Origin of the sequence: Erwinia sp. INIA01 (assembly GCF_025947915.1) — a bacterium.
GTDB classification, from domain to species: Bacteria; Pseudomonadota; Gammaproteobacteria; order Enterobacterales; family Enterobacteriaceae; genus Erwinia; species Erwinia coffeiphila.
The window spans coordinates 460,165-482,319 of the sequence record NZ_JAPDNC010000004.1; the positions used below are offsets into that span (position 1 = coordinate 460,165).

Sequence of the window (22,155 nt, forward strand, 5' to 3'; positions counted from 1 at the left end):
AAGCCGGGCACGAGATAGCGGAGGTTCTTTTATGCCACAAGACAAGCAAACCAATCGTCGCATCCTGCTGGCTTCGCGCCCGCACGGCGCACCGACGGAAAACAATTTCCGTCTGGAAGCCCGGCACGTCCCTGCCCCAAAAACCGGCCAGGTGCTGCTGCGCACCGTGTGGCTGTCACTCGACCCGTATATGCGCGGACGGATGAGCGATGCGCCTTCCTACGCGCCGCCCGTCGGGCTGGGCGAGGTGATGTGCGGCGGCACCGTCTCGGTTGTCGAACAGTCTGAACATGCCGACTACGCCGTCGGTGACTGGGTGGTCAGCAACAGCGGCTGGCAGGATTTTTCCCTGTCCGACGGCCGTGACTTATTTAAGCTTAGCGGCCCGGTGCTTAAGCATCCCTCCCACGCCTTGGGGATTCTGGGCATGCCCGGCTTCACCGCCTATATGGGGCTGCTGGATATCGGTAATCCGCAGCCGGGCGAGACCGTGGTGGTGGCCGCAGCGACCGGCGCGGTGGGCTCACTGGTGGGCCAGATTGCCAAACTGAAAGGCTGCCATGTGGTCGGTATTGCCGGTGGCGCAGAGAAATGCCGCTATGCCGAACAGGTGCTGGGCTTCGACCGCTGCCTGGACCATCGCGATGATAATCTGGCACAGCAGCTCAGCCGCCACTGCGCGGAGGGGATCGACGTCTATTTTGAAAGCGTGGGCGGCAAAGTATTTAACGCCGTGCTGCCGCTGATGAATACCAAAGGGCGCATTCCCGTTTGCGGTCTGATCGCCGACTACAACAGCACGAATGTTCCCGCCGGGCCGGACCGCCTGCCGCTGCTGCAAAGCGCCATCCTGCGTAAACGCCTGCGCGTGCAGGGCTTCATTATCAATCAGGATTACGGCCATCGCTTTGACGAATTCTTCCGCCAGATGAGCCAGTGGGTGGCGGAGGATCGCCTGGTGTTCCGTGAAGATGTGGTCGACGGTCTGGATAACGCACCGGAAACGCTGATTGGCCTGCTGGAGGGGAAAAACTTCGGCAAGGTGGTGGTGCGGGTAGCGGGCGATACGCCAGCATAAACGCGGCAAAGGGCATCATCCCCGGATGCGTTGCAGTAAATGAGCCCAGGTACAGAGATCCAGGCAATGCGGCTTCATTGCTCATAAAGATGAAACCGTGAGCCACGAATGCTTCGCTGATGAACGCGGCGGCATACCATTGTTTAGCACGCTGGTGCCGCCGCAGCCCCAGATATGATACCTTTTCAGCGTTGGCTGCGCAGGCAGCCGGGATGACCTTTGCCGCCGCAGAGCGGCTGAAAATGGCTGACATCTTCACTGACAGGAGAAGGAATGAAACTGTTTAGCACGAGTTTTAACGATGGCGATAAGCTGCCGGAGCGCCAGGTATTAAATGCCATGGGCTACCAGGGTGAGAATTTGTCGCCGCATCTGGCGTGGGATGAGGTTCCGGCCGGAACCAAAAGCTTTGTGGTGACCTGCTACGATCCCGATGCGCCGACCGGCTCGGGCTGGTGGCACTGGGTGGTGGCCAACCTGCCTGCGGACACCCGCGAACTGCCTGAAGGTGCCGGTTCCGGCGTTGCCGAACTGCCGACCGGATCGCTGCAAACCCGCACCGACTTCGGTAGCGCCGGTTACGGCGGCGCGGCACCGCCGAAAGGTGAACACCACCGCTATATTTTCACCGTTCACGCACTGGACGTGGAAAAGCTGGACGTGGACGAGAACGCCAGTGCGGCAATGGTCGGCTTTAACGTACATTTCCATACGCTGGGCAGCGCGGCGATTACCGCCATTTACGCCTGATCGGCGCTCAGAAATGGCGATCGCGCAGGCTATAATTCTGCGCGATGGTAAGATTTCTACCCCACGCGGCAATTGCCTATATCTGGCCGCCGTCGCGCATAAAAAAGGCAATCCTCAGATTGCCTTTTTTATTAGCTGTCAGCGGGCGATCAGAGCGCGCTGATGGTGACCCACATCGGCCCCTGGCCTACCGCATAGCGCGCCAGCTCCTGCAGAAGACCGTTATCCGCGGCGATTTTGTACACCGCGATATGGTGTGATTTCTGACCTGCCGCAATCAGATACTGCCCGGTGCTGTCGATGTTAAAGCCGCGCGGCTGGGTTTCCGTCTGCTGGTAGCCTTCAATAGTCAGCGTCGCACCGTCGTTGCCGATGCTGAACACGGTGATCACACTGGCAGTGCGATCGCAGCTGTACAGGAAGCGGCCATCCGGGGTGATGTGGATGTCGGCCGCCCAGCGCGTGTCGCTGAAGCCTTCCGGCATCATATCCAGGCTCTGCACCTTCTCGACTTTTTCACCCAGCGCCCAGACGTCGACGCTGCTATCCAGCTCGTTGACGCAGTAGGCAAACTTCTGGTTCGGATGGAACACCATATGGCGTGGACCGGCACCGGCGGTGGTATTCACCTCGGCCTGAGCGCGCGGAGTCAGCTCGCCGTTCTGCGCCAGCTCGAACAGCGCGATGCGGTCCTGCTTCAGCGCCGGAACAAACAGCGTCCGGTTACCGAGGTCGATATTCGCCGAGTGGCAGCCGTCCAGACCCTTAATCACCTGGGCAGGTTCGCCCGGCAGGCCGTTGTCGCCAATCGGGCTGACGCTGACGCAGGCATCGTTATACGAACCGACGAAGATAAAGCGCCCTTCACGGTCGGTGGAAATGTGGGTCGGGCTGCCCGGCAGCGATGCGTGCCCCGCTTCTTTCAGTTTGCCTTCACTGTCGATTTTATACGCCAGCACGCGGAAGTCCGGACGGGCGCCCACGTACAGGAACGTTTTGTCCGGGCTGACCACCATTGGCTGAACCTGGCCCGGCGCATCGACAACCTGCAACAGCGTCAGCGCGCCATCCTCATTCAGCTGCCAGGCATGGATCTGCTGGCTTTCAGGGCTGGCGGTATAAACAACGTGTTTCATGAATGCTCCTTGTTAAGTCTTCGGGGTCGTAATCATTGATTGCGTTCGTCGGTTTTGTGGCCGGCGTCACAGGGTGTACACTCTTTAACTCACATTTAGTCACGGAAACGCATATGAGCTATCGCATCATCGCCCTTGATCTGGACGGCACGCTTTTAACGCCGAATAAAACCATTCTTCCCGAGTCGCTGGAAGCGCTGGCTAAAGCGCGCCAGGCCGGGGTAAAAGTGTTGATCGTTACCGGTCGCCATCATGTTGCTATCCATCCTTTTTATCAGGCACTGGCGCTGGATACACCTGCAATCTGCTGTAACGGCACCTATTTGTATGATTACCAGGCGAAAAAAGTCTTACATTCCGATCCGCTGCCAAAAGATCAGGCGCAGCGCGTGATTGAAATGCTCGACGACGCCGCGATTCACGGCCTCCTGTATGTGGATGATGCCATGCTGTACCAGGCCGAAACTGGTCACGTGACCCGCACGATTAACTGGGGCCTGACTCTGCCTGAATCCCAGCGCCCGACGTTCCTGCATGTCGACAGCCTGGCCGGTGCGGCGCAGAGCGCACAGTCGATCTGGAAATTTGCCGTTTCTCACCAGGACACGGCGGAACTGCAGCGCTTCGCGCAGAAGGTTGAGGATGAACTCGGCCTGGCCTGCGAGTGGTCGTGGCACGATCAGGTCGATATTGCCAAAGCCGGTAACAGCAAAGGCAAACGTCTGGCCGAATGGGTAGCCGCAGAAGGCTATCAGATGAGCGACGTGCTGGCCTTTGGCGACAACTACAACGACCTGAGCATGCTGGAAACCGTGGGTCTGGGTGTGGCAATGGGCAACGCCGACGAGGCGATTAAAGCCCGCGCCGGGCGCGTGATCGGCACCAACCTTGAGCCGGGTATTGCCGAAACCATTTACCGCGAAATTCTGTAATCAGGGCGTGATCGACACGCTTTTGATCTGCGCATAAAGCGGCATATCGGGTTTAATCTTCAATTCATCGCGGGCCCAGGGCGTAATACGCGCCCAAAGCTCGCTGTGACCGACCCGCAGCTTCACCTCCACCTGATGATCGATCTCCAGCAGCTCAACTACGACGGCAGGTATCACATTGCGAATGCTGCTGTTGACCGGTGGTTCCAGCACCAGCGACACGTCCACCGCATTAATACGGATGCGCATCGGCGTTTGTAACGGCGCAGTAATGCGACTGACCCAGATACGCTCCTCGCCCAGCGACAGCGCGGTCATCTCGTAGTGCGGATGCTGCTCCAGCACCTGTACGCGTAGCACGCTGCTCTGCTCGGCGCGCGGCAGCCACGGACGCATGGCGCTACTGGCCCACACTTCTTCCAGCGGACCATTGGCGATGACCGATCCTTTATCCAGCACCAGTACGTTTTCGGCCAGATGCAGCAGCTCATCCAGGCTGTGGCTGACGTAAAGAATCGGAATGTCGACCTCTTTCGCCAGCTTTTGCAGATATGGCAGCAGCTCGCGCTTGCGCGGCAGATCGAGCGAGGCCAGCGGCTCATCCATCAGCATGATTTCCGGCGCAGTCAGCAATGCACGCCCAATGGCAACACGCTGTTTTTCACCGCCGGAGAGCGACCACGGGAAGCGGGACAGCAGCGGTTCGATGCCCAGCAGCTGAACCAGACTGTCGAACTGCGGGCGCATGCTTTTCGCCATGCCGTATTCCAGGTTGCCGCGCACCCGATAATGCGGGAACAGGCGCGCGTCCTGAAAAACATAGCCAACGCGGCGCTTTTCCGGCGGCAGCCAGATACCTTTAGCCGTATCGCTGAGCACCCGGTCGTTGAGCACAATGCGCCCCTGCTGCGGCACCGTCAGCCCACCAATGGCGTTAATCAGCGAGGTTTTCCCCGCACCGGACACGCCAAACACGGCGGTAATTCCCTTACCCGGCAGGCTGGTCTGCACATTAAGCAGGCAGTCGCCCAGCTGCTGGCTGAAATCGAGTTCTAACATTAAAGACCTAAACGCTTACGACCCCAGCGGGTCAGCCATTCGGAAACAAGCAGAGAAAACAGCGCCAGCACGATAGCAATCACGCACAGTCTGGCGGCAGCGCCTTCGGCACCCGGCGTTTCAATCAGCGTATACATTGCCGACGGCAGCGTACGCGTTTCACCCGGGATATTGGAAACAAAGGTGATGGTGGCACCAAACTCGCCCAGAGAGCGGGCAAAAGCCAGCACCGTACCCACAATAATCCCAGGCAGGGTCAGCGGCAGCGTGATGGTCAGAAACACCCGCCAGCGCCCGGCACCCAGCGTGCGGGCTGCCTGCTCCAGCCGGGTATCAACCGCTTCCAACGCCAGGCGAATGGCACGAACCATCAGCGGGAAGGCAATCACCGCCGAAGCCAGCGCGGCACCGCGCCAGCTAAAGGCAAAGCTGAAGCCAAACCAGTCATACAGGTATTCGCCAATCACCCCGCGCCGCCCGAAGCCCAGCAGCAGCAGATAGCCCACCACTACCGGCGGCAGCACCAGCGGCAGGTGGATAATACTGTCGAGCAGAGTTTTACCGGGGAACTGACGGCGGACCAGCAGCCACGCCATCAGGATACCGAACGGCAGGCTGCATGCCACCGCCACCACCGAGACTTTCAGGCTGAGCGCAACCGCCTGCCATTCGGGATCGCTGAGGAACATCATGACTTAGGCGCAAATCCATACTGTTTGAAAATCGCTGCCGCCTGCGGTCCTTTCAGGTAGTCATAAAAGGCGCTGACGCTGGCATTTTTATGATCTTTCACGATAGCTACCGGATATTCGACCGGCTTGTGGCTGTCTGCCGGGAAGGTGCCGACCACGGCGACTTTCTTGCTGGCCACCGCATCAGAACCGTAAACAATGCCGTACGGGGTTTCATCACGCTCGACCAGCGCCAGAGCGGCACGAACGCTGTTGCTGCGCGCCATCACCGGAGACAGCTGATCCCAGGCGCCCAGTTTTTCCAGCGCTTCTTTGGCATAGATACCGGCCGGAACGTGGTCAGGATCGCCCACCGCAAGGCGCTGGCCGTTCAGCAGCGTTTTCCAGTCGGTGGTTTTGCTGATATCCACTTTCTGCGCTTTGGCAGAGGCCGGAGCCACCAGCACCAGATCGTTACCCAGCAGAGTAAAACGGCTGGATTCATCGATGGTTTTCTTCTCTGCGGCGTAGTCCATCCACTGCTGGTCGGCAGAGATAAACAGATCGGCCGGAGCGCCCTGCTCAATCTGACGGGCCAGGGTAGAGGATGAAGCGAATGAGGAAACGATTTTGACATCTTTCCCTTTCTCATACTGGCTGGCGATATCCTGCAGGGCGTTGGTCAGCGAGGCCGCAGCAAAAACGGTGATGTTATCCGCGGCAACCGCGTGGCCACTGATGCTCAGGGTGACGACCGCAGCGGTCAGCCAGGTATTCATTTTTACAGACATGCACTTCTCCAGAGAGGTTCGTTATGTAGGCAATAATATAGCGATAGCGCGGCCGAACGTCACAGAAAAATCGATGAAGAGGAACAGAACATTATTTGAGGTCAATTTCACAAAAGCGGATAGCGGGGAAAACAAACGCCCGGTAAACCGGGCGTGAGGGGAAAACGTGTTACTGCTGGTTTTTAACCGGGCGGTCACGGTGCCCGATTTTAGAAATGACGTTGAAGACTTCACCTAATCCATAAATCAGACCAAGGATAATCGCCATCACAACCGGGACCATCAGGATCGCTACAGCCAGGCCTTTCAGTAATTCCAGCATGGAAGCCTCATTTCGCTGAACAAAAAAGTTATTGTAACGACAGAACACAGGATTGCACTGACCTTTTGTGCTTTCGTGCTGAATTTATTCCCCACGCATCCGCATCCCCTGCTGCTACAATCCGGCAATGAGATGCTGAAAATGGGAGAGCAAAATGCAGGCCGAAATTGCCCTGATTCTGAAGTTACAGCAGCGGCTGTTCGCTGACCCGCGCCGTATTGAACTGCTGCGCCAGATAAAGGAGAGCGGCTCGATCAGCCAGGGCGCGAAGCTGGCGGGGATCAGCTATAAGAGCGCCTGGGATGCGATTAACGAGATGAACCAGCTGGCCGACCGCACGCTGGTTGAGCGCGCCACCGGCGGTAAAGGCGGCGGCGGGGCCATCGTTACGCCCTACGGCGAGCGCCTGATTCAACTCTATGCGCTGCTGGAACAGATCCAGCAGAAGGCATTCGATGTTTTACAGGACGATGCGCCACTCGGCAGTCTGCTGGGCGCAATCGCGCGCTTTTCACTGCAAACCAGCGCGCGAAACCAGCTGTACGGCACCGTCGTCAGCCGCGACAATCTGCCGGTACAACAGCATGTTACGGTACAGCTGGCCGACGGTGACACCCAAATCAAGGTCGCGCTGACCGAGCAGAGCGCCAATCGCCTGCAGCTGGCTGAGGGCAAAGAGGTGCTGGTGTTGATTAAAGCGCCGTGGGTTGGCATTACTCAGGAAAGCGTCAGCGCGGATAATCTGCTGACGGGCCACATCAGCCAGATAGAACAGGGTGAAAGCCGCAGCGAAGTGCTGGTGACGCTCGGCAGCGGTGAAACGCTCTGTGCCACCGTCGAAAATCAGCTTATCACCCAGCAAAAACTGCAGCCCGGCTCGGCCGTGACAGCATATTTTAATGCCGATCGCGTCATCATCGCGACGCTGCTCTGAATCATCGGGCGGGATTTGACATTGTACGGCAGGAAGCCCCTAATAACCGTGTGATGCATAAAATGGAATGAATAATGTTAATGTTGCAAATTACGCAAGGCATCTTTCGCCTGAGCGATACCCGAACTCTGAACCTGAACGATCTGACTTTACGCGCCGGTGAAAGCTGGGCGTTCGTCGGGGCCAACGGCAGCGGTAAGTCGTCGCTGGCCCGCGCCCTTTCTGGTGAGCTGGCCCCCTCTAAAGGCCGGGCGATCGGCGATTTCAGGCACCCCGTGCGCCTGTCGCTGGAACAGCTACAGAAACTGGTGGCCGACGAATGGCAGCGTAATAACACTGACCTGCTCAGCCCCGGCGAAGAAGATACCGGCCGCACGGCGGCTGAGATTATTCAGGATGAGGTGCGCGACCCGGCGCGCTGCCAGCAGCTGGCGGAGAAGTTTGGCATTACCTACCTGCTCGATCGCCGCTTCAAATACCTTTCCACCGGGGAAACGCGCAAAACCCTGCTGTGCCAGGCGCTGATGGCGCAGCCCGACCTGCTGATCCTTGATGAACCGTTTGACGGGCTGGATGTGGCTTCGCGCGCTAATCTCGCCAGCGTGCTGGGGGAACTGCAGCGGCCTGATTTCACCCTGGTGCTGGTGCTGAACCGCTTTGATGATATCCCCGACTTCATTCAGCAGGTGGGCGTGCTGGCGGAGTGCCATCTCAGCCATACCGGCCCGCGTAAAGCTATCCTTGCCGAGGCGCTGGTCGCCCAGCTGGCGCACAGTGAAAAGCTTGACGGCATGACGCTGCCGGAACCCGACGACGCGGAGGCCATTCCCCAGCTGGCTGCCGATGCACCGCTGATTGTGCTGCGTGACGGCGTTGTCTCCTATAACGATCGTCCGATCCTGCACCATCTCGACTGGCAGGTCGATCGCCAGCAGCACTGGCAGATCGTTGGCCCGAACGGCGCCGGTAAATCGACACTGCTCAGTCTGATCACCGGCGATCATCCGCAGGGCTACAGCAACGATCTGACGCTGTTTGGCCGCCGTCGCGGCAGCGGCGAAACCATCTGGGATATCAAACAGCACATCGGCTACGTCAGCAGCAGCCTGCATCTTGATTACCGGGTCAGCAGCAGCGTGCGCAACGTGATTATCTCCGGCTATTTTGATTCCATCGGCATCTACCAGGCCGTCTCGGATCGTCAGCAGGCGCTGGCAAAACAGTGGCTGCATCTGCTGGGCATGGAAAAACAGGGCGATACGCCGTTCCACGATCTCTCCTGGGGCCAGCAGCGGCTGGTACTGATCGCCCGTGCGCTGGTTAAACACCCGGCTCTGCTGATCCTCGACGAACCGCTACAGGGGCTGGACCCGATTAACCGCCTGCTGGTTCGTCGTTTTGTTGATGTACTGATCGGTGAAGGCCGCACCCAGCTGCTGTTTGTTTCCCACCACGCGGAAGATGCCCCGCAGTGCATTACCCATCGTCTGAGTTTTATTGCCGATGGCGACCGCTACGGATATTTACAGGAAACGCTGTAATTCCTGCGCCGGGCGGGTTCGTTCGTGGACCTGCCCTGCTCTCCTCTCACTTCTGGTGGAACTCACCCGGTGTGTTTCTCTTAATACTCATTAGCACCTTCCCTTCCCGTTTCTGCATGACTTACCTCAAACACGGACGCGGCTCTACCTCTTCACTCCATTGCGTTTTATCCAGGCTTACAGTGACCGGCACGTGGCGTAAATCACATCGTGTAATCGCTACCACTAATTCACTACCACAAGCTTGCGAAATTGTGTCCATCCTTTACTCTTAGCGACATTGCCGTTTTTAAAGTTTGTGTAAACGATTCCATTTTTTCCATTTCGATCACGCTTTCCGCACCGCGACTGTGCTATTTTTTTATCAGATCTGACGCAGACAGAAGGTTATCAGGACTTAACATGCAAAAATTCAATCCGGTGGATCATCCACATCGTCGCTACAATCCGCTGTCCGATCAGTGGATTCTGGTTTCCCCGCATCGCGCCAAACGACCATGGCAGGGCGCGCAGGAAACACCCTCGCAGGATAGGCTGCCTGCGCACGATCCCGACTGTTTTCTCTGCCCGGGCAATACCCGCGTAACCGGCGATAAAAATCCCGATTACACCAGTACCTATGTCTTTACCAACGACTTTGCGGCGCTGATGACCGATACGCCGGATGCCCCGGAAAGCGAAGATTTACTCATGCGCTGTGAAAGCGCACGCGGCACCAGCCGGGTGATCTGTTTTTCCCCCGATCACAGCAAAACCCTGCCGGAACTGACGCTGGACGGCCTGATTGATGTGGTGAAAACCTGGCAGGAACAAACCGCTGAGCTGGGCCAAAGCTATCCGTGGGTGCAGGTCTTTGAGAATAAAGGCGCGGCGATGGGCTGCTCCAACCCGCATCCGCACGGCCAGATTTGGGCCAACAGCTTCCTGCCGAATGAAGCGAAGCGCGAGGACGATCTGCAACGTGCCTGGTATGCCAAAAATGGCTCACCGATGCTGGTCGATTACTGCGCACGCGAGTTGCAGGACGGCAGCCGTACGGTAGTAGAAACCGAGCACTGGCTGGCCGTGGTGCCGTGGTGGGCGGCGTGGCCGTTTGAAACCCTGCTGCTGCCGAAAGCCAGCGTGAAGCGCCTGACCGATCTCAGCGACGCGCAGCGCGACGATCTGGCGCTGGCGATGAAAAAGCTGACCAGCCGCTATGACAACCTGTTCCAGTGCTCGTTCCCCTACTCCATGGGCTGGCACGGCGCGCCGTTTAACGGTGAAGACAACGAACACTGGCAGCTGCACGCACACTTCTATCCACCGCTGCTGCGTTCAGCAACGGTACGTAAATTTATGGTCGGCTACGAAATGCTGGCTGAAACTCAACGTGATTTAACGCCGGAACAGGCAGCCGAACGTCTGCGTGCCGTCAGCGATATCCATTTCCGCGAAACCGGAGCATAACCATGACTTTAAAGACCACTACCCAGCAGATTTTCACCAACGCTTTTGGCTATGCGGCTACCGATACGCTTCAGGCACCCGGACGGGTGAATTTGATTGGCGAGCACACCGACTATAACGACGGTTTTGTGCTGCCCTGTGCCATTGATTATCAGACAGTCATCAGCTGTGCGAAGCGCGACGATCGTCAGGTACGGGTTGTTGCAGCTGATTACGACAGCCAGCAGGATATTTTCTCCCTCGACCAGCCGATTGTTTCCCACCCGGACTATATGTGGGCCAACTATGTGCGCGGCGTGGTGAAGCATTTACAACAGCGTCAGCCAAACTTCGGCGGCGCGGACCTGGTGATTAGCGGCAACGTGCCGCAGGGTGCAGGTTTAAGCTCCTCGGCCTCTCTGGAGGTGGCGGTAGGCACCGTGTTCAATCACCTTTACGGACTGGCGCTGGATGGCGCAGCGATTGCCGTCAACGGTCAGGAAGCGGAGAACCAGTTTGTCGGCTGCAACTGCGGCATTATGGACCAGCTGATTTCGGCGCTGGGCGAGAAGGATCACGCCATGCTGCTGGACTGCCGTACGCTCGGCACCCGACCGGTTCCGATGCCGGAAGACATCGCGGTCGTGATCATTAACTCCAACTTCCGCCGCAGCCTTGTCGGCAGTGAATACAATACCCGCCGCCAGCAGTGCGAAGAAGGTGCGGCCTTCTTCGGCCAGTCTTCCCTGCGTGACGTAACCCTAGCGCAGTTTAACGAGCGCCAGAACGAGCTGGACCCGCTGGTGGCGAAACGCGTACGCCACGTGCTGACGGAAAATGCCCGCACGCTGGAAGCGGCTGATGCGCTGGCCAACGGCGATCTGACCCGCATGGCGGTGCTGATGGCAGAATCCCACGCCTCAATGCGCGATGACTTTGAAATCACCGTACCGGCAATCGATCAGCTGGTGGATATCGTTAAAGCCGCGCTGGGTGAGAGCGGTGGCGTACGCATGACCGGCGGCGGCTTTGGCGGCTGTGTGGTGGCGCTGATGCCGCAGGATCGCGTAGCGGGCGTGAAGGCGGCCGTGGCGGAGCAGTACGAGGCACAGTCCGGTATCAAAGAAACATTTTACGTTTGCAAAGCCTCAGAAGGAGCCGGCCCATGCTAAAACCTGATTCCCACGCCCCGGACGGACAGCCGTGGCGGATTACCACCCTGCGCAACAGCAACGGCATGGTGGCGACATTTATGGACTGGGGCGCAACGTGGCTTTCCGCACGCGTGCCGATGCGCGACGGCAGCGTGCGTGAAGCGCTGCTGGGCTGCGCGACACCTTCCGACTATCTTCACCAGTCTGCCTATCTTGGTGCGACAGTTGGCCGCTACGCGAACCGTATCGCCCACTCACAGCTGGTACTGAACGGTGAGGCCATTAAACTGAGCGCCAATCAGGGCGAACACCAGCTGCACGGCGGCCCTGAAGGCTTCAGCCATCGTCGCTGGCAGATTGTCTGCCAGAGCGAAAGCGAAGTGGAATACCGCCTTGATTCACCCGACGGCGATCAGGGCTTCCCGGGCGAACTGATCGTCTCGCTGCGCTATCATCTGGATGAAGATAACACCCTGTCGATTAGCTATCAGGCGACGGTGGATAAACCCTGCCCGGTGAATCTGACTAATCATGCCTATTTCAATCTGGATGCGGAACACGGCGATGCGCGCCAGCATCGTCTGCTGTTAAATGCCGATTACTATCTGCCGGTGGATAGCGAAGGGATTCCCGCTGCGCCACTGAAAGCGGTAGAGGGAACCGGTTTCGATTTTCGCCAGGCGAAGAGCGTGGCGCAGGATTTCCTGAAGGATGCCGATCAGCAGCGGGTGAAAGGTTACGATCACGCCTACCTGTTGAATGACTCGCCGGAACCGGCTGCCGAGCTGTGGTCTGCCGACGGTCAACTACAGCTTAAAGTGTTTACTACCGCTCCGGCTTTGCAGCTTTACAGCGGGAATTACCTGGCGGGAACCCCGGCGCGCGAACAGGGAGTCTATACTGCTTTCCAGGGTATTGCGCTGGAGAGCGAGTTCCTGCCCGACTCGCCTAATCACCCTGAATGGCCGCAGCCGGACTGTTGGCTGGCGCCAGGTGAATCGTATCAGTCGGTGACGCGTTACCAGTTGATTGCAGTTTGATAAAGCGCATGAAAAACGCGCAACGCATGCGCGACGGGCTTACGCGCTGCGCAGATTTCAGCTATGGTAATGCACATTAAAATTGTCGCGCGCAGGCTCCGGCAGTTTACCGATTCCCATTATCATAGAAACGTAAAGTTATTAAGGAGTTAAGCTATGGCTGTAACTAAGCTGGTTCTGGTGCGTCACGGCGAAAGCCAGTGGAACAACGAAAACCGCTTTACCGGTTGGTACGACGTTGATCTGTCTGATAAAGGCCGCACCGAAGCTAAAGCAGCGGGTCAACTGCTGAAAAAAGAAGGCTTCACCTTCGATTTTGCTTACACCTCCGTGCTGAAACGTGCCATCCACACGCTGTGGAATATTCTGGACGAAGTTGATCAGGTTTGGCTGCCGGTTGAGAAATCATGGCGTCTGAACGAGCGTCACTACGGTGCGCTGCAGGGTCTGGATAAAGCCGAAACCGCTAACAAATACGGTGACGAGCAGGTTAAGCAGTGGCGTCGCGGTTTTGCGGTGACTCCACCGGAGCTGGATCGTGCTGATGAGCGTTTCCCTGGCCACGACCCGCGCTATGCGTCACTGACCGCAGAGCAGCTGCCAACTACCGAGAGCCTTGCGCTGACTATCGATCGCGTTCTGCCTTACTGGAACGAGTCTATTCTGCCACGCATGAAAAGCGGCGAGAAAGTGATCATCGCTGCCCACGGTAACTCCCTGCGTGCGCTGGTGAAATACCTGGACAACATGAGCGAAGAAGAGATTCTGGAACTGAACATTCCAACCGGCGTGCCGTTGGTGTATGAGTTCGATGAAAACTTCAAGCCTATCAAGCACTACTATCTGGGTGATGCAGACGAGATCGCAGCGAAAGCCGCGGCCGTAGCTAACCAGGGTAAAGCGAAGTAATTTTCTGCCGAGAGGCAGGAGTGAGCTGAGTTGATAAAGCCGCCGTCGTTGAGATGGCGGTTTTTTTGTGTGCGGTTTGGGGAGAGTCGCGACGAGAATGTTGCCAGGTTCCCAGCCTCTTTCGATGCTGCTGAAAAACCGTGCCGGGTTCCCAGCCTCTGCCGGTGTTGCTGAAAAACCGTGCCGGGTTCCCAGCCTCTGCCGGGGCTTCCGGCCGTCCTCGCGTCACGCGCTGCGTGATGCCTTCGGTTACAGCATCCGGCCGGTCGGACCGGCGAAGACGTGTCATCCCTGACCCGACTTCGCCTGACGCCAACGTCCATGTTGGCGTCTCCTGGCCTGCTGCTTTCACCTCAGCGCTGCGGATTGTCCTGCATCCCCGGCAGAGGCTGTGCACCTTCGTGTCATTATTGTCGCTGCTTAATGACCAGTTCAGCCCATAGCACTCAACATGAGTATTGGCCGTAAATGCGGCGCAAACAGCGGCTTTCAAACCTGAAGACAGCTCAAGAGTCACGGCGCGGACGGGTTGCTGACCCGACGGGCAATCCACAGCGCTGAGCGAAGAAAGGAAGCCAGGATAAGCCCGCAGGACACGGGCGAAAGGCTCGGTCGGCACACGGATGTGCCGTCTGAGCCGGTCCGATCGGCTGACGAACGAAGGGAAGGCACCACGCAGCGCGTGGCGCGAGGACCGCCAGCCGGGGCAGCAACCCGTCCGCGCAATCACATCGGCACCAGACTACACAAACCAGCAACGCCCGCCCCAGTGCTGCGAATTGCCCGCCGTTCATTTCAGAGGCTGGCTCCGGGGTCGCACCACAGACGTTAATCAGCAATCTGATTAAAGCCAACCAGCTGAATAGTCATGGGGGTTATCGCAAAAAAACGCTGAAGCTACAGAGCAAACGGATCGCTGCCCGCTTCGGCAATCCGCAGCGCTGAACGAAGAGAGGAAGCCAGGATTTGGCCGCATGGACGCGGCCGAAAAGCACAGCCGGGGCAGGACGCCCCGTCTGTGCTGGTCCGGGAGGCTGACGAACGGAGTGAGGGCACCGCAAAGCGGCGCGAGGACCGCCGAAGCGGGCAGCGAGCCGTCTGATCAGGCGCTGTAGCGGTAGCAAACCTGCTCAGGTACCGCCCACCGCTAATCGGATATTACCCGCGACGCGCCTTCACCGCCGCAGCCAGCTGGCGCAGCACGGTTTCAGTATCTTCCCAGCCAATGCAGCCATCGGTCACGCTTTTACCGTAAACCAGCGGCTCACCGCTCTCCAGGCTCTGATTACCTTCCACCAGATGGCTCTCAATCATCACACCAATGATCGCCCGCTCACCCGAAGCAATCTGCTCTGCCACATCGGTAGACACATCCAGCTGCTTTTTAAACTGCTTGCTGCTGTTAGCGTGGCTGAAATCAACCATCACCTGCGCCGGCAGACCGGCCTTTTCCAGACCACTCTTCACCGCGCTAACATGGTGCGCGCTGTAGTTTGGCTCTTTGCCGCCGCGCAGAATGATATGGCAATCCTGATTACCGCTGGTTTCCACAATCGCTGAATGACCGTACTTGGTCACCGAGAGGAAGCAGTGCGGCGCACCGGCTGCACCAATCGCATCGATGGCAACTTTAATCGTGCCGTCAGTGCCATTCTTAAAACCAACCGGGCAGGAAAGACCGGAAGAAAGCTCACGGTGAACCTGAGATTCCGTGGTACGTGCGCCAATAGCGCCCCAGCTCATCAGATCGCCGACGTACTGCGGGGTGATCATATCAAGGAACTCACCGGCAGCAGGCAGGCCGCTGTCATTGATATCCACCAGCAGCTTGCGCGCAATGCGCAGACCATCGTTGATCTGGAAACTACCATCCATATGTGGATCGTTAATCAGCCCTTTCCAGCCAACCGTGGTGCGCGGCTTTTCAAAATAAACGCGCATCACCACTTCCAGCGAATCCTTCAGCTCCTCACGCAGCTTCAGCAGACGCTCTGCATACTCTTTCGCCGCCGTCACATCGTGAATAGAACAGGGACCGATCACCACCAGCAGGCGATCGTCCTGCTGCCGCAGGATCTGATGAATGGCCTGGCGGGCGCGGAATACTGTGTCAGCAGCCTTATCCGTGGCAGGGAATTTTTCAAACAGAGCAACAGGAGGTAGTAATTCTTTTATCTCTTTGATTCTTAAGTCATCGTTCTGATAATTCATAATAGTTCCAGGTTATTTCATTGCCGAGCTGCACACCAGGCGCATCAGCTCCAATCTATCGCGAGTCCCCGACGCTGTAAATCGCCTTTCCCCGACGGTTTTCAGGGTGAATTTGATTTTCTGCTTCTCTTTACTACAATTTTAAGTGTTAATTTTTTGAAAAATGGAATTGGCACAATTTATGGTTGCCTGACGTTATCTTTATGGAGCTTTATTTCTAAAGGGGATATTCCTCTTCAAATCGTTAAGCCGGTTTGGTCCATACTCAGAACTCAACGGAGCACAATGATGAATAAGTTCGCGATGATCTTCCTCACTGCAGCAATGACCCTGGGTAGCGCAACGGCGATGGCCGCAGATAGCAGCAGCAACAACGGTGCGGCTAATGCAGCGGCAGATGCCGGTGCCAAAGCACCAGATGCAAAACAGAATCTTCAGCCTAACAACGTGGATAACAGTAAAATCAACACGGGCGATGCCAACTCAACGCATCAGGATTTGAATGCCGCAGAAGTGCACAAAAACTCACAGTGCAAAGACGGGAAATGCCCGGATACCAGCAAGAAAGTGGGTGACGATGCCAACCATAAAACGGATGGTACTACGCAGTAACGGCGCATTGTCGCTGTAGCACCGGGGCAGGTCATCGGCCCGGTGTTTCATCTAGCACGACAGCTGCCCGCAAAGCGTTTGGTGACTGAGTCATCAGAACGATGAGAACAGACAGCAAAATACAATTGTTGCAGCGAATCCATTAGTATACTGGATCAAGCGTCTGTTAACTCTATCGGATATCTATGGCACACAGTCATTCTGCAGCGGATGGAAACCGTTCCCGCCTGTTGGCGGCCTTCCTTGTTACCGCAATCTATATGGTCGCTGAAGTGGTCGGCGGCCTGTTATCCGGCTCGCTGGCCCTGCTGGCCGATGCCGGGCACATGCTCACTGATGCCGCTGCGCTGCTGGTTGCGCTCATGGCGGTTCAGTTTGCCCAACGTCGACCGGACAAACGGCATACTTTCGGTATGCTGCGCTTAACCACGCTCGCCGCGTTCGTCAACGCCCTCGCCCTGCTGGTGATTACAGTCCTGATTGTCTGGGAAGCCATTCAACGTTTTACCCATCCTCAACCCGTTGCGGGCGGAATGATGCTGGTTATTGCCGTCGGCGGCCTGCTGGCCAATATCCTTTCATTCTGGCTGCTGCATCGTGGGAGCGGTGAAAAGAATCTCAACGTGCGGGCGGCGGCTTTGCACGTGCTGGGTGATTTACTGGGTTCAGTGGGTGCCATTGCGGCGGCGCTGATTATTATGTTTACCGGGTGGACGCCGATTGACCCTATTCTCTCGGTGCTGGTTTCAATGCTGGTGCTGCGCAGCGGCTGGATGCTGATTAAAGAGAGCACGCATGAACTGCTGGAAGGCGCACCGCAGCATATTGATGCCGACAAGCTGCAGCGATCGCTGACGCTGAATATTCCCGAGGTTCGCAACGTGCATCACGTTCATCTGTGGCAGGTGGGAGAAAAGCCGGTCATTACGCTGCATGTGCAGGTGATACCCCCGCGCGATCACGATGCGCTATTGCAGCGTATTCATCATTACCTGCATGAGAATTATCAGATCGAGCACGCAACGGTGCAGATGGAGTATCAGCGCTGCGACGGCGATGACTGCGATCTGCACTGGATTCAGGGCGAGAGCCACAGCCATCACGGCCATCACCACTAATCGGCAACGAAAGTTTTAACGACGGCAGACGGTCATCATCGCCGCCTGCCGCGCTAAGGTTTCACACCCGCTGGCGTGCGCTTTTAATCCACAGCCAGGAACCGTTAAGCGCAATCACCGTCAGAATGGCATATTCCAGCGCCATCGCATAAACCCCCTGCCGGGCAAAAATCATCACGCTGATGATGTTGATCACCACCCACAGTAGCCAGTTCTCGACGTATTTGCGCGTCATCAGGATCATGGCGGCAATCGACAGAACCATCATGCAGGAATCCCAGAACGGGAAAGCATCCGGCTGTAGTTCAGGCATCACCACGTTTAATCCCATCCCCTGCATCAGCACCACCGAAGTACGGGTCAGAAAGGCGAACACCGGGTCGATGTATACCGTCATTAGTGCAATCGCCAGTAGGCAAACAGCGCCACAAAGAAGCGCTTTTGGCAGCGGCATCCAGCGAATCTTCAACGCCTGTTGATGATCGCTGGTCTGGCGACTCCAGGCGTACCAGCCGTATATATTGGCCACGAAGAAAAATAGCTGTAGTAACAGGCTGGCGTAGAGCTGGATCTGGAAAAAGATCGCGGCGAACAGCGTGACGTTTAGCAGGCCAAACGCATAGTTGACGATCTTTTCCAGGCTTGCCAGCCAGATGCACAGCAGGCCCGCCAGCGTACCGATGGCTTCGATCCATGAAAGATCGTAACCACCGCTGCCGAGAGGAATATGAACCAGAATATTTGAGGTACTGAAGAAATCCATATTAAGACCTTATCCTGAAGAGCGTCGGTCAGGCGTTACCCTTAACCTTAAGTTTGAGTTGTGCTGCAAAGGTTAGCATACGATTCAGCGGGATCAATGCGCCCTGGCGCAGCGCTTCATCAACGTGTATCTCGTGGGCACTGCCACCCTGCTCAAGACCATCGGCAATCGCTTTCAGTCCGTTCATTGCCATCCACGGGCAGTGCGCACAGCTGCGGCAGGTGGCACCTTCACCGGCGGTAGGCGCTTCCAGCAGTTCTTTATCCGGGCAGGCCTGCTGCATTTTGTAAAAAATGCCACGATCGGTGGCGACGATCATTTTCTTATGCGGCATGGTCTGCGCTGCCTGGATCAGCTGACTGGTCGATCCCACCGCATCGGCCAGATCGACGATTGCCTGCGGTGACTCAGGGTGCACCAGCACGGCGGCTTCCGGATAGAGCGCCTTCATTTGCTGTAGAGCCTGGGTTTTAAATTCGTCGTGGACGATGCAGGCCCCCTGCCAGCACAGCACATCGGCCCCGCTTTTGCGCGTCACGTACTGGCCCAGATGGCGATCCGGTGCCCAGATAATTTTTTCCCCCAGGCTGTCGAGATGCTCGATCAGTTCAACGGCAATGCTGGAGGTGACGACCCAGTCAGCACGAGCCTTAACGGCAGCGGAAGTATTGGCGTAAACCACGACCGTCCGGTCCGGGTGCGCATCGCAGAAACGGCTGAACTCGTCGATCGGGCAGCCGAGATCCAGCGAGCACTCGGCCTGCAACGTCGGCATCAGAATGGTTTTTTCCGGGCTGAGGATCTTGGCGGTTTCGCCCATAAAACGCACGCCGGCGACCAGCAGCGTTGATGCCGGATGCTGACTACCGAATCGGGCCATTTCCAGCGAGTCGGAAATACACCCGCCGGTCTCTTCCGCCAGTGACTGGATTTCCGGATCGGTGTAGTAATGGGCGACCATCACCGCATCCCGCTCTTTTAGCAGGCGTTTAATCTTTTCGCGGTAAAACTGTTTCTCGTCGATGGACAGTTTTGCCGGTTTCGGCGGGAACGGATAGATGGCGTCTTCGGGATTAAACATCAGGCTCATAATGCAACTCTCGTTTTTTCAACTTAACCGAAACGGCCCTAGAACCCGGTCCGGCGCCAACTCTTCGGCTGGTTTGTTTTATATGCTAAACACGATAGCTGAAATATAGAGCAATGTCGCTGAGTTTTTAATTTTCACACCAGGATGTGATGTCGATCGTTAAAGTGCCTCTTCCGGCCATAGCTGGCCACCGCCCTCAATGCGCAACAGGAAAGCTTTAGTTTGCAGACCGCCGGCAAAACCGGTCAGTTTACCGTTGGTGCCAATGACCCGATGGCAGGGCGCAATAATGGAAAGCGGATTACGTCCGTTGGCAGCCCCCACCGCGCGTACCGCCGTCGGATTACCGATCTGGCGTGCGATATCACCATAGCTGCGGGTTTCACCATAGGGAATGGTGACCAGCGCGGCCCAGACCTGTTTCTGAAATTCCGTACCAACAAACTCCAGGGTCAGGGCAAACTCCCGCCGTTTGCCGGAGAAGTACTCCCACAGCTGGCGTTCCGCCTCGAGCAGAATGGGGTTATCAGGTTGTTCAACCTGCGGCAGGAAACGTACGCGTTTAGGATCATCATTTTCCCACAGCACGGCAACCAGCCCGCGTTCAGAGGCGACCAGTTTCAGCTCGCCGACCGGCGACTGCATCATTTTGAAGTCATAACTCATGTGTTGCTTCCTCCATGTCTCGGTTTCCGGTTGATTATCCGCTTTTTGTATGGCGGTACTAGCCGTTTTCGGACACCGGCATAAAATAGTGTGATGTCCGAATATGGCCAGCCAGGTGTTTGCTCAGACGCTAACCTGATTCGACCGCTGTATAACAGGAGCCAATGATGATCGACCGGGAGTCAGCTTACCTTGCCCTCACTTCTCGCGATGCGCGTTTTGACGGAGTATTTTTCGTTGGCGTTACGTCAACGGGGATTTACTGCCGCCCAATCTGCCCGGTGAAAGCGCCTCAAGCGGCCAACTGCCTTTTTTTTGCCAATGCTGAAGCCGCTGAGAAATCGGGCTTTCGCCCCTGTCTTCGCTGCCGGCCTGAACTGGCACCCGGCAACGCTCCGGTCGATCACGGCCAGCGGGTGGCCGAACGGCTGATGCAGCAGATTGATGAGGGACTGATCGAGCAGGTTGAGAGCCTTGAGGAGATCGCCGCCCGTTTCGATCTCAGCCTGCGGCAACTGCGGCGCATCGTGCAGAAAGAGCTCGGCGTTTCGCCACAGGAACTGCGCCAAACGCGCCGCCTGCTGCTGGCAAAGCAGCTGCTTAGCGAAACGCGGCTTCCGGTGACGGAAATTGCCTTTGCCAGCGGTTTCTCCAGCCTGCGGCGCTTTAATGACGCCTTCAGCAGTCAGTACCGCATGCCGCCCAGCCGCCTGAGAAAAGAGGGCACGGAAAAAGAATCTGACATGAATAACAGCGATACGTCGGTACTTCAGCTCGGTTATCGTCCGCCGTACGACTGGCAGGCGATGCTGGATTTCCTGCGCATTCGCGCTTTGCAGGGGGTGGAATATGTCGATACGGATAGCTACAGCCGGACGGTCAGGTTGGGGCCGCACTGTGGCTGGATTCAGGTTCGGCAGAAAACGGCGAAAAATATGCTACAGGTGGAGTTCAGCCATTCACTCACCCCCGTGCTGCCTGCCCTGCTGCGCCGCCTGAGGAATCTGTTTGACCTGAGTGCACGACCGGATTTAATTGCCGCGCATCTGGGGCAGGACCCGCTGCTGCAGCCTTCTCTACAGGCTTATCCGGGCCTGCGTGTGCCCGGTGCTTTCGACGGCTTCGAGATGGCAGTACGAGCGATCCTTGGGCAACAGATCACCGTTAAAGCAGCAGCGACGCTGGGTGGGCGTTTTGCGATGGCTTTTGGCGATCCCTTTGACTGCCCACTGCCGCAGCTGACGCATCTGTCGCCGTTGGCTGAACGGGTTGCGGAGTGCAGTATTGATGATATCGCCAGCCTCGGAATCGTCAGTGCCCGCACCCGCTGCATTCTGGCGCTGGCTGCTGCCTGCTCGCAGGGCATGCTGAAGCTGGATGCGGTAAGCCAGCCCGATAAAACCGTGACTCAGCTGCTGGCGCTGCCGGGAATTGGTGACTGGACTGCACAGTATCTGTCTATGCGCGCCCTACGCTGGCCTGATGCCTTTCCTGCGGGCGATATCGTTGTGCGTAATAACCTGGGGAGGATCGATGCAAAAGAGGCGGAGAAACGCTCTCAGGCGTGGCGCCCGTGGCGGAGCTACGCGGTAATGCATATCTGGAAGAGTTTGGGCTAATCTGATTCAAATCCCGCCCGAATCGCAGATAGCAAAAAGGCGCCTTTAGGGCGCCTTCTTAACACTGGTGGGTCGTGCAGGATGACTCGGCTTCGCCTCGCCCTCCGGGCCGTTGCCGTGGCAACGTTGTCTCACTGCGTTCGACCCGAACCTGCTGCAGGCTACTCATCGCATCCTGCGATTCGCCCTGAGGGCCAACGCTGCGCATTGTTCAAAATTGTTCCCGACAATTTTGTCAAATCCCGCCCGAATCGCAAATAGCAAAAAGGCGCCTTTAGGGCGCCTTCTTAACACTGGTGGGTCGTGCAGGATTCGAACCTGCGACCAATTG

At 57.2% G+C, this 22,155-nt stretch carries 21 protein-coding genes and 1 other RNA gene; 12 read left to right on the forward strand and 10 right to left on the reverse strand.

Features of this window, described 5'->3' with window-relative positions:
- Window positions 1-31: 31 nt before the first annotated feature.
- Both OMR58_RS10070 and OMR58_RS10075 read left to right on the forward strand, forming a co-directional pair.
- Complete coding sequence (locus OMR58_RS10070) at window positions 32-1,078, forward strand: NADP-dependent oxidoreductase (protein WP_264545833.1); 1,047 nt, start codon at window positions 32-34, stop codon at window positions 1,076-1,078.
- Window positions 1,079-1,351: 273 nt separating this feature from the next.
- Entirely contained in the window at window positions 1,352-1,828 is a 477-nt protein-coding gene (locus OMR58_RS10075; RefSeq protein ID WP_105591118.1) for a kinase inhibitor, read from the forward strand.
- 149 nt (window positions 1,829-1,977) lie between these two features.
- Here the strand turns inward: OMR58_RS10075 and pgl are convergent, their stop codons facing one another.
- Window positions 1,978-2,964: a 6-phosphogluconolactonase gene (pgl, locus tag OMR58_RS10080; RefSeq protein ID WP_200563574.1), complete on the reverse strand. Its 987-nt coding sequence runs from the start codon at window positions 2,962-2,964 to the stop codon at window positions 1,978-1,980.
- Window positions 2,965-3,077: 113 nt separating this feature from the next.
- Between pgl and OMR58_RS10085 the strand changes: the two genes are divergently transcribed.
- A complete protein-coding gene (locus OMR58_RS10085; RefSeq protein WP_105591116.1) occupies window positions 3,078-3,896 on the forward strand; it encodes a pyridoxal phosphatase in 819 nt (272 codons plus the stop codon).
- Here the strand turns inward: OMR58_RS10085 and modC are convergent, their stop codons facing one another.
- The 4 genes from modC to OMR58_RS10105 all read right to left on the reverse strand — a co-directional run bounded on the left by modC (window position 3,897) and on the right by OMR58_RS10105 (window position 6,739).
- Window positions 3,897-4,955: a molybdenum ABC transporter ATP-binding protein ModC gene (modC, locus tag OMR58_RS10090; protein ID WP_264545834.1), complete on the reverse strand. Its 1,059-nt coding sequence runs from the start codon at window positions 4,953-4,955 to the stop codon at window positions 3,897-3,899. It lies immediately after the preceding gene.
- The gene (gene modB / locus OMR58_RS10095; RefSeq protein ID WP_105591173.1) at window positions 4,955-5,644 is read right to left on the reverse strand and encodes a molybdate ABC transporter permease subunit; all 690 of its coding nucleotides are present in this window, start codon (window positions 5,642-5,644) and stop codon (window positions 4,955-4,957) included. The genes modC and modB overlap by 1 nt, the downstream gene beginning before the upstream one ends.
- The gene (modA, locus tag OMR58_RS10100) at window positions 5,644-6,417 is read right to left on the reverse strand and encodes a molybdate ABC transporter substrate-binding protein (protein WP_105591114.1); all 774 of its coding nucleotides are present in this window, start codon (window positions 6,415-6,417) and stop codon (window positions 5,644-5,646) included. Before modA ends, modB begins: the two co-directional genes overlap by 1 nt.
- 169 nt (window positions 6,418-6,586) lie before the next feature.
- A complete protein-coding gene (locus OMR58_RS10105) occupies window positions 6,587-6,739 on the reverse strand; it encodes an AcrZ family multidrug efflux pump-associated protein (protein WP_105591113.1) in 153 nt (50 codons plus the stop codon).
- Between the two features lie 154 nt (window positions 6,740-6,893).
- Here OMR58_RS10105 and modE point away from each other — a divergent pair, with 154 nt between their 5' ends.
- The 6 genes from modE to gpmA all read left to right on the forward strand — a co-directional run bounded on the left by modE (window position 6,894) and on the right by gpmA (window position 13,745).
- Window positions 6,894-7,673: a molybdenum-dependent transcriptional regulator gene (modE, locus tag OMR58_RS10110; protein ID WP_200563570.1), complete on the forward strand. Its 780-nt coding sequence runs from the start codon at window positions 6,894-6,896 to the stop codon at window positions 7,671-7,673.
- Window positions 7,674-7,747: 74 nt separating this feature from the next.
- Entirely contained in the window at window positions 7,748-9,214 is a 1,467-nt protein-coding gene (gene modF / locus OMR58_RS10115) for a molybdate ABC transporter ATP-binding protein ModF (RefSeq protein ID WP_264545835.1), read from the forward strand.
- Between the two features lie 402 nt (window positions 9,215-9,616).
- Window positions 9,617-10,663 (forward strand): galactose-1-phosphate uridylyltransferase, encoded by a 1,047-nt coding sequence (gene galT, locus OMR58_RS10120; protein WP_105591110.1) that lies wholly within the window; start codon window positions 9,617-9,619, stop codon window positions 10,661-10,663.
- A 2-nt stretch (window positions 10,664-10,665) separates the two neighbouring features.
- Complete coding sequence (gene galK / locus OMR58_RS10125; RefSeq protein WP_200563566.1) at window positions 10,666-11,814, forward strand: galactokinase; 1,149 nt, start codon at window positions 10,666-10,668, stop codon at window positions 11,812-11,814.
- Entirely contained in the window at window positions 11,808-12,836 is a 1,029-nt protein-coding gene (galM, locus tag OMR58_RS10130) for a galactose-1-epimerase (protein WP_200563564.1), read from the forward strand. The genes galK and galM overlap by 7 nt, the downstream gene beginning before the upstream one ends.
- Window positions 12,837-12,992: 156 nt before the next feature.
- Window positions 12,993-13,745 (forward strand): 2,3-diphosphoglycerate-dependent phosphoglycerate mutase, encoded by a 753-nt coding sequence (gene gpmA / locus OMR58_RS10135; protein ID WP_012441996.1) that lies wholly within the window; start codon window positions 12,993-12,995, stop codon window positions 13,743-13,745.
- Between the two features lie 1,158 nt (window positions 13,746-14,903).
- Here gpmA and aroG read toward each other — a convergent pair.
- Window positions 14,904-15,956: a 3-deoxy-7-phosphoheptulonate synthase AroG gene (gene aroG / locus OMR58_RS10140; RefSeq protein ID WP_200563562.1), complete on the reverse strand. Its 1,053-nt coding sequence runs from the start codon at window positions 15,954-15,956 to the stop codon at window positions 14,904-14,906.
- A gap of 288 nt (window positions 15,957-16,244) precedes the next feature.
- On the opposite strand from aroG, the gene OMR58_RS10145 reads away from it, so the two are divergent.
- A complete protein-coding gene (locus tag OMR58_RS10145; RefSeq protein WP_200563627.1) occupies window positions 16,245-16,568 on the forward strand; it encodes a protein YbgS in 324 nt (107 codons plus the stop codon).
- 185 nt (window positions 16,569-16,753) lie between these two features.
- Window positions 16,754-17,686, forward strand: a complete 933-nt coding sequence (gene zitB / locus OMR58_RS10150; RefSeq protein ID WP_264545836.1) for a CDF family zinc transporter ZitB — start codon at window positions 16,754-16,756, stop codon at window positions 17,684-17,686.
- Window positions 17,687-17,747: 61 nt separating this feature from the next.
- Here zitB and pnuC read toward each other — a convergent pair whose 3' ends face one another.
- The 3 genes from pnuC to OMR58_RS10165 form a co-directional block, all read right to left on the reverse strand.
- Window positions 17,748-18,449 (reverse strand): nicotinamide riboside transporter PnuC, encoded by a 702-nt coding sequence (pnuC, locus tag OMR58_RS10155; RefSeq protein ID WP_264545837.1) that lies wholly within the window; start codon window positions 18,447-18,449, stop codon window positions 17,748-17,750.
- A 28-nt stretch (window positions 18,450-18,477) separates the two neighbouring features.
- The gene (gene nadA, locus OMR58_RS10160) at window positions 18,478-19,539 is read right to left on the reverse strand and encodes a quinolinate synthase NadA (RefSeq protein WP_105591101.1); all 1,062 of its coding nucleotides are present in this window, start codon (window positions 19,537-19,539) and stop codon (window positions 18,478-18,480) included.
- Window positions 19,540-19,698: 159 nt separating this feature from the next.
- Complete coding sequence (locus tag OMR58_RS10165) at window positions 19,699-20,205, reverse strand: methylated-DNA--[protein]-cysteine S-methyltransferase (protein ID WP_105591100.1); 507 nt, start codon at window positions 20,203-20,205, stop codon at window positions 19,699-19,701.
- 167 nt (window positions 20,206-20,372) lie between these two features.
- On the opposite strand from OMR58_RS10165, the gene OMR58_RS10170 reads away from it, so the two are divergent.
- Entirely contained in the window at window positions 20,373-21,824 is a 1,452-nt protein-coding gene (locus OMR58_RS10170) for a DNA-3-methyladenine glycosylase 2 (RefSeq protein WP_264545846.1), read from the forward strand.
- A gap of 65 nt (window positions 21,825-21,889) precedes the next feature.
- Here the strand turns inward: OMR58_RS10170 and OMR58_RS10175 are convergent.
- Window positions 21,890-22,019: non-coding RNA, RtT sRNA (locus tag OMR58_RS10175), on the reverse strand.
- Between the last annotated feature and the right edge of the window lie 136 nt (window positions 22,020-22,155).